Here is a 7,955-nt window from a genome sequence, read left to right on the forward strand (position 1 = left end):
GCAAGCTCGTCGGCGAACTCGGTGAACGCCGCGAACGGCGGCGGGCAGGAGAGCGAGAAGTGCTTGGCGTAGGCGGAGTAGTAGAAGACGAACCCGTGGTGCTTCACCGCGGGGATCTGGTAGCTGATGACCTCCTCGGCATCGGCGGGGACGCCGGCGAGGATCGCCGCGCGCACCTGCTCCAGCACGGCGCGCTGGTCGCCGGGGCGTGAGGCCAGGTAGTCCTCGACGGTCCGGAAGTCTGTCTTCGCCATGTCAGGTCCTCTCTCGTGGACTGCCGATCGTGTGGTCAGACCCGGCGGGCACGCGGGAATCATCGCGGCTTGCGGGCGATCGGCGGCCGACTCAGGTACCCCAGGGACGGGTGGGAGTGATCCAGGTCTCGCGCCCCGTGGGAAAACGGGACCTAGGTCCCGGACGACGGGTCGGGAGACCATGCCGTCGGACCAGGGCCCTGGTTGAAGGTTCTATCCGTGGACATCCTCGACGTCGCACGGTGGCAGTTCGGCATCACCACCGTCTACCACTTCCTGTTCGTGCCCATCACGATCGGCCTCTCGCTGCTCGTCGCGGTGATGGAGACCATGTGGTTGCGCAGCGCGAAGCCCGAGTGGCTGCGGCTGGCCAAGTTCTTCGGGAAGCTCTTCCTGATCAACTTCGCGCTCGGCCTGGTGACCGGCATCGTCCAGGAGTTCCAGTTCGGGATGAACTGGTCGGACTACTCCCGGTTCGTCGGTGACATCTTCGGCGCGCCGCTGGCCGTGGAGGCGCTGCTCGCGTTCTTCCTGGAGTCCACGTTCTTGGGGATCTGGATCTTCGGCTGGGACCGGGTGCCGCGCAAGCTGCACGCCAGCTGCATGTGGCTGGTCCACATCGGGACCCTGGCCTCGGCCTGGTTCATCCTCGCCGCCAACTCCTGGATGCAGCACCCCGTCGGCTACGAGTACAACCCCGACACCGGCCGCGCGGAGCTCACCGACTTCTGGGCGGTGATGACCAACAAGGTCCAGCTGGTCACCTTCCCGCACGTGGTCGCCTCGGCGTACATGACCGCGGCCGCGTTCATCCTCGGCATCAGCGCCTGGCTCTACACCAAGAAGCGCTTCGAGCAGGACCGGTCGATGTACCGGATGGGCATCCGGCTCGGCGCCGTGGTCGCGCTGGTCGCCGGCCTCGCGGTCTCGATCACCGGTGACTTCCAGGGCAAGATCATGACCGACGTCCAGCCGATGAAGATGGCGGCCGCCGAGGCGCTCTACGAGACGGAGGCGTCGGAGGCGCCGTTCTCGCTGTTCACGATCGGCACACCGGACGGCAAGGAGGAGAAGTTCTCCATCACCGTGCCCGGACTGCTCTCGTTCCTCGCCACGGGACACTTCGACGGCAAGGTCGAGGGCATCAACGACCTGCGCGAGCAGTACAAGCAGGAGTACGGGCAGGACCCGGGCGCCGCGTACTACTCCCCGGGCGACTTCACGCCGTACATCCCGGTGACCTACTGGTCCTTCCGGTTCATGATCGGGCTCGGCCTCGTCGTGGCCGCGGGCGCCGCCCTCGTGCTGTGGCTGACGCGCAAGGGCCGGACGCCGACCGCGCGCTGGTTCGGTCCGGCCGTGATCGCGCTGCCGGTGATCGCCGTCGCCGCGAACTCCTTCGGCTGGATCTTCACCGAGATGGGCCGCCAGCCCTGGGCGGTGTTCGGCCTGATGACCACGGCGCACGGTGTCTCGCCGGGCGTCAGCGAGCTCGAGGCCTGGATCTCGATCATCGTGCTCACCCTGCTGTACGCCGTGCTGGCGATCGTCGAGGTCGGCCTGCTGGTCAAGTACGTCAAGGTGGGAGCCGACCCGTTCGAAGAGCCTCCGAGCCCGACACTGGGTGGCAGTGACGAGGACGAGGACCGACCCCTGGCGTTCGCCTACTAAGCGAGAGACGGATCGATGGAGCTCACCACAGTCTGGTTCACCCTGATCGCCGTCCTCTGGATCGGCTACTTCACCCTCGAGGGGTTCGACTTCGGCGTCGGCATGCTGCTGCCGGTGCTCGCCCGCAACGACCGCGAGCGCCGGATGATGATCAACACCATCGGCCCCCACTGGGACGGCAACGAGGTGTGGGTCCTCACCGCGGGCGGTGCGACCTTCGCGGCCTTCCCCGAGTGGTACGCGACGCTGTTCAGCGGGTTCTACCTGCCGCTGCTGCTGATCCTGGTCGCCCTGATCGTGCGCAACCTGGCCTTCGAGTACCGCCACCAGCGGCCCGAGAAGGCGTGGAAGGACCGCTGGGACCTGGCGATCATCGTCGGGTCGTTCCTGCCCGCGATCCTCTGGGGCGTCGCGTTCGCCAACATCGTGCGCGGCGTGCCGATCGACGAGACCAAGGACTTCACCGGCAACCTCTTCACGCTGCTGAACCCCTTCGGCCTCCTCGGTGGCGTCGTCACCCTGCTGCTGTTCCTCACCCACGGCGCGATGTTCGTCGCGCTCAAGACCGACGGCGACATCCGCCTGCGCGCCCGCGCGCTGAGCGTGCAGCTCGGGCTGGGTGCGGCCGTGGCCGCGGTGGTGTTCCTGATCTGGGCGCAGGTCGAGACCGGCAACGTCGGCTCGGCGGTGTTCTACGTGCTCGCGGCGCTCGCCCTGGTGGGCGGCATCTTCATGGCCCGCGCCGGTCGTGAGGGCTGGGGCTTCATCGGGACGTTCGCGGCGATCGCGCTCGCGGTGGCCGGGCTGTTCGTCGGGCTGTTCCCCGACGTGATGCCCTCCACCACGGACGCGGCGTACTCGCTCACCACCACGAACGCGTCCGCCACGGACTACACGCTCAAGGTGATGACGATCGTCGCGGCGATCTTCGTGCCCATCGTGCTCGCCTACCAGGCGTGGACGTACTGGGTCTTCCGTCGGCGGATCTCGGAGCACCACATTCCCGAGGCAGAGCTGGAGGCCGCGGGCCGGTGAGGCCGGGCGACCCCCGGCTCCGGAGGCAGCTCGCTCCGGCCCGATCGCAGCTCGCGGTCGTCCTGGCCGCCGGCGTGGTCGGCAGCGTGCTGCTGGTCGCCCAGGCCTGGGCGGTCACCGAGCTGGTGCTGGCCGCGCTGCACGACGGCGACGTGGGCCGCTGGGCGGCCCTCGTCGTCGCGGTCTTCCTCGCCCGGTCGGTGACCGGGTGGACGACCGACACGATGGCCGCCCGGGCGGCGGCGGTCGTCGGCACCGACGTACGGCGGCGGGTCGTCGCGGCGATCCTGCGCTCCGACGGCGCCCGGTCCTCCGGCGAGCTGGCCACGCTGGCGACCCGGGGGGCCAGCGCCGCTGAGCCCTACCTGACGCGCTACGTGCCGGCACTCGTGCTGGCCGGCGTTCTTCCGTGCGTGACCCTGGTCGCGATCGCCACGCAGGACCCGATGAGCGCGCTCATCGTGGTGTGCACGCTCCCGCTGATCCCCGTCTTCGGGATCCTGGTGGGCCTGGCGACCCAGGACAAGGCCCGCTCGCAGTGGCGCGCGCTCGCCTCGCTGTCGGGCCACTTCCTCGACGTGATGCGCGGCCTGCCGACGCTGGTCGCGTTCCGCAGGGCGGGCGCCCAGGCGGGCACGATCCGCGGGGTCACCGACCGCTACCGCCGGCGCACGATGGACACGCTGAAGATCGCCTTCGCCTCCTCCGCCGTGCTCGAGCTGATCGCGACGCTCTCGGTCGCCCTGGTGGCCGTCACCGTCGGCCTGCGCCTCGCGAGCGGCAGCCTCGACCTGGAGACCGCGCTCGTCGTGCTGCTGCTCGCGCCCGAGGCCTACTGGCCGCTGCGCCGCGTGGGCGCGGAGTTCCACGCCGCCGCCGAGGGCGTCGCGACGTTCGAGGCCGCCAGCGAGCTGGCCCAGGAGACAGCCGAGCAGAGCGCCGACACCGACGTACGCCGGGCCGGCTCGATGTCCGTGCAGGGCGTGACCGTCCTGCGTCCCGGCCGGACCGTGCCGGCTCTCGAGGACGTCACCATGACCGTTCCCGACCGTGGTGTCACCGCCGTGGTCGGCCCCTCGGGCTGCGGGAAGTCCACGTTGCTCGCGGTGCTGGCCGGCCTGCTGGAGCCCACGTCCGGCGTCGTCCACGGGCCCGCGCGCAGCCAGATCGCCTGGCTGCCGCAGCGGCCGGTGTTCGTGGCCGGCACCATCGCCGACAACCTCCGTCTGGCGGTGCCCGACGCGGCCGACGACCGCCTCTGGGACGCCCTGCGGCGGGTGGCGCTCGAGGAGCGCGTGCGCGACCTGCCCGCCGGGCTCGACACCGCGCTCGGCGAGGACGGCGCCACCCTGTCCGCCGGCGAGCGGGCCCGCCTCGCGCTGGCCCGCGTCGTGCTCGCGGACCGGCCGTGGGTGCTGCTCGACGAGCCGACCGCCCACCTCGACCCGCTCACCGAGCAGGTCGTCGCCGACACCGTCCAGGAGCTCGGCCTGACCCGCGCCGTGGTCGTCGTCGCGCACCGGCCCGCCCTGGTCGCCCTCGCCGACCACGTCGTCGCGCTCACGCCGCCGGAGCCCCGTGCCGGGGTGCACGAGGCCGCCGGAGCCCTGGCCGGCGCCGGCGCTGTCGCCCGACAGCCGTCTCCCTCCGAGGTCGCGGCCGAGGCGCGACGCGGACGCCTGGTGCTCCCGACGCTGGTCGGTGGGCTCGCCTCGGCCTCCGGCGTCGCGCTCACCGCGACCGCAGGCTGGCTGATCGTGCAGGCCTCGCACCGGCCGCCGGTGCTCACCCTGCTGGTCGCGATCGTCGCGGTGCGGACCTTCGGGCTCGCCCGCCCGGCGCTGCGCTACCTCGAGCGGCTGCGCTCGCACGACGTCGTGCTGCGGATGCTGGCCGAGCGTCGCGTCGAGGTCTACGACGCCGTCGTGCCCCTCACGCCCGGGGCCCTCGGCCGGCGGCGTGGCGACGTGCTCGCCGCGATCGTCGACGACGTCGACTCGGTGCTCGACCGGGAGCTGCGGGTGCGGATGCCGGTGCGCGGCGCGTTCGTCGTCGCGGTGCTCGCCCTGGCGGTGTCCGCACTGATCGAGCCCCGCTCGGTGTTGGTCGTCCTCGGCACCTTCGCGATCGGGGGCGGCCTCGGCTACCTCCTGGCCCGGACCGGCGCCACGCGTGCCGAGCGGCGGGCGGTGACGACCCGCGCCCGGCTCTCCGATGTCGTCGTCGAGGTGACCCAGACCGCCAGCGAGCTCACGATGTGGCAGGCGGAGGAGCGTGCGCTCGACTCGGTCTCCGCGGTCAGCGACGAGCTCGGTCGGGCGACGGTCGCCTCGGCCACCTGGCTCGCCTGGGCCCGAGCGGTGACGCTCGCGGTCTCCGGCGTCGGGGTCGCGGCGATGGCCTGGCTGCTGGCCCCGGTCACGGCCGACGGGTCGCTCTCCGGCCCGCTGCTCGCGCTGCTCGTGCTGATGCCGCTGGCCCTGGCCGAGATCACCTCGTCGCTGGCCGACGCGGGCGCGCTCTCGGCGCGCACCGAGGCGGCCGAGGCGCGGCTGGCCCGCATCGCGGCGACGCCTCCCGCGGTGGCCGACCCCGACCACCCGCGGGCGGCCGAGGGCGGCGACGAGGTGGGGGTGGAGCACGTCTGGGCGTCCTGGGACGACCGGGTCGCGCTGCGCGACGTGTCCCTGGACCTGCGACCCGGCGACCGGGTGGCGGTGGTGGGCCCCACCGGCTGCGGCAAGAGCACGCTGGCCTCGCTGCTGATGCGGTTCGTCGACCCCGCCCAGGGGACGGTGCGCCTGGGGCGGCACTCGCTGCGCGAGCTGGCGCTGGACGACGTACGTCGCACGGTCGGGCTCGTCGACGACGACCCGCACGTCTTCTCGACCACGCTGGCCGAGAACGTCCGCCTGGCGCGCCCCGGGGCGACCGACGCCGAGGTCGAGGACGCCCTGCGTCGTGCCCGTCTGGGCGACTGGCTCGACTCGCTGCCCGCCGGCCTGGACAGCTGGCTCGGGGACGGTCACGCCGGCGTCTCGGGCGGGGAGCGGGCCCGGATCGCCATCGCCCGGTCGCTGCTCGCCGACCAGCCGGTGCTGGTGCTGGACGAGCCCGCGGCCCACCTCGACGGCGCCACGGCGGAGGCGCTGGCCGCCGAGGTGCTCGGTGACGATGCCGGGGGTGATGCTGGGGGTGAGGAGCGGCGTACGGTCTTGTGGATCACCCACGCGAACGCCGGACTCGACCGGGTCGACCGCGTCCTCGACCTCGGTGCTGGTAGAACAAGGGCATGAGCACCGCCCCCGAGGCCCCGCCGAAGATCCGCGTCTACCTCCTCGACGACCACGAAGTGGTGCGTCAGGGCCTGCGCGCGCTGTTGGAGAGCTCCGGCGACATCGAGGTCGTCGGTGAGTCCGGCTCGGCGACCGACGCCAGCCACCGCATCCCCGCGCTGCGCCCCGACGTCGCGGTGCTCGACGCGCGGCTGCCCGACGGCTCCGGCATCGAGGTCTGCCGCACCGTACGCGCGGTCGACCCGAGCATCTCGGCGCTGATCCTGACCTCCTACGACGACGACGAGGCGCTGTTCGCCGCGATCATGGCCGGCGCGGCCGGCTACGTGCTCAAGGAGATCAAGGGCTCCGACCTGGTCTCGGCGATCCGCCAGGTCGCGGCCGGCAACTCCCTGATCGACCCCACCCTCACCGCGCGGGTGCTCGAGCGGGTGCGCAACCCACCGACGACCGCGCCGGAGCTGGCGGAGCTGACCGAGCAGGAGCTCAAGCTGCTCGGCTACATCGCCGAGGGCCTCACCAACCGCCAGATCGGCGAGCGGATGTACCTCGCCGAGAAGACGGTCAAGAACTACGTCTCCAGCATCCTGGCCAAGCTCGGTCTCGAGCGGCGCACCCAGGCCGCCGTGCTCGCCAGCAAGCTCCTCGGCGGCAACTGAGCCGCTGATCCGTCGGTCGAGCCTGTCGAGACCCCAGAGGGCGACCGACCACGCCGAGCGCACACCGCTGCTCGGGCTGCGGGGATCTCGACGAGCTCGATCACCGGCCGCGCCGTCAGCGCAGGGGCACCCGCCACACGAACGACGTGCCGCGCGGCTGCCGGGGGCCGAGCTCGAACGAACCGCCGAGGGCGTTGGCGCGGCGGCGGGCGTTGCGCAGCCCGCTCTCGGCGCTGACCGCACCGAGCCCCACGCCGTTGTCGAGCACGGTCAGCCGCACCTCGCGGTCGTCGACGGCCAGCTCGATCTCCGCCTCGCTGGCGGCCGCGTGGCGAGCGAGGTTGGAGAGCGCCTCGCGCAGCACCGGTAGCAGCTGCTCGCGGACCTCGGGAGGTACGGCGCTGTCCACCGGGCCGGCGGTCTGCACGCTGGGGTCGAACTTCAGCAGCGGCGCGTACTCCCGCGCCAGCTGACGCAGGTCGGCGCGCAGCGACGGAGCGTGGCCGCGGTGCTGGAGCTCGAAGATCGTGCCGCGGATGTCCTTGATCGTCATGTCGAGGGCCTCGACGGCGTGGTCGATCCGCTCGGCCACGTCCGGGCTCGTGGCCATCGATCCGGCGCCCTGGAGCTGCAGGCCGGTGGCGAAGAGCCGCTGGATCACCAGGTCGTGGAGGTCCCGGGCGATCCGCTCGCGGTCGGAGGTGACCGCGAGCTCGGCGCGGTCCTCGATGGCCTGGGCCCGGTCCAGTGCGAGGCCGGCCTGGTCGGCGAAGGAGGCGAGCAGCGCTCGCTCGTCGAAGGCCAGGGGCGGCGTACCGCCCTCGAACAGGATCACCAGGAGGCCACTGCCGACCAAGTGGGTGCGCAACGGCACCAGCAGCGCCTCGAGCCCGCCGATGGTCAGGTCGACCGGCGAGGCGTCGCCGCGCGGCCAGACCTCGTCGCCGAGGAGCTCCAGCGCATCCTCGACCTGGGCCTCGTCGGCGTCGTCCACGGCGGTGGTGTGCACGGCGACGCCGTTGTCCAGCCGCAGCACCGAG

General features: G+C 72.3%; 6 protein-coding genes. 4 read left to right on the forward strand and 2 right to left on the reverse strand.

All coding sequences use genetic code 11. The annotated features are described in order from the left end of the window. Window positions 1-254: iron chaperone (locus Q0L15_RS08580; RefSeq protein ID WP_296603647.1), on the reverse strand; the 254-nt coding region annotated here is incomplete at its 3' end. A 219-nt stretch (window positions 255-473) separates the two neighbouring features. On the opposite strand from Q0L15_RS08580, the gene Q0L15_RS08585 reads away from it, so the two are divergent. The 4 genes from Q0L15_RS08585 to Q0L15_RS08600 are packed head-to-tail and all read left to right on the forward strand — an operon-like array spanning window position 474 to window position 6,915. After that, the gene (locus tag Q0L15_RS08585) at window positions 474-1,925 is read left to right on the forward strand and encodes a cytochrome ubiquinol oxidase subunit I (RefSeq protein ID WP_296603648.1); all 1,452 of its coding nucleotides are present in this window, start codon (window positions 474-476) and stop codon (window positions 1,923-1,925) included. A 15-nt stretch (window positions 1,926-1,940) separates the two neighbouring features. Beyond that, window positions 1,941-2,960, forward strand: a complete 1,020-nt coding sequence (gene cydB, locus Q0L15_RS08590; protein ID WP_296603650.1) for a cytochrome d ubiquinol oxidase subunit II — start codon at window positions 1,941-1,943, stop codon at window positions 2,958-2,960. Next, the gene (cydD, locus tag Q0L15_RS08595; RefSeq protein ID WP_296603652.1) at window positions 2,957-6,256 is read left to right on the forward strand and encodes a thiol reductant ABC exporter subunit CydD; all 3,300 of its coding nucleotides are present in this window, start codon (window positions 2,957-2,959) and stop codon (window positions 6,254-6,256) included. Before cydB ends, cydD begins: the two co-directional genes overlap by 4 nt. Next, window positions 6,253-6,915, forward strand: coding sequence for a response regulator transcription factor (locus Q0L15_RS08600; RefSeq protein ID WP_296603654.1), 663 nt, complete (start codon window positions 6,253-6,255; stop codon window positions 6,913-6,915). Before cydD ends, Q0L15_RS08600 begins: the two co-directional genes overlap by 4 nt. Window positions 6,916-7,030: 115 nt before the next feature. Here Q0L15_RS08600 and Q0L15_RS08605 read toward each other — a convergent pair. Next, window positions 7,031-7,955, reverse strand: a 925-nt coding sequence (locus Q0L15_RS08605) for a histidine kinase (RefSeq protein WP_296603655.1), incomplete at its 5' end; no start/stop codon positions are given.

Origin of the sequence: Nocardioides sp. (assembly GCF_024509035.1) — a bacterium.
Classification (GTDB): domain Bacteria; phylum Actinomycetota; class Actinomycetes; order Propionibacteriales; family Nocardioidaceae; genus Nocardioides.

Bases quoted from the DNA above. Each gene is read 5' to 3' on its own strand.
- cydB (WP_296603650.1), top strand. From the start codon at position 1,941: ATGGAGCTCACCACAGTCTGGTTCACCCTGATCGCCGTCCTCTGGATC.
- Q0L15_RS08600 (WP_296603654.1), top strand. From the start codon at position 6,253: ATGAGCACCGCCCCCGAGGCCCCGCCGAAGATCCGCGTCTACCTCCTC.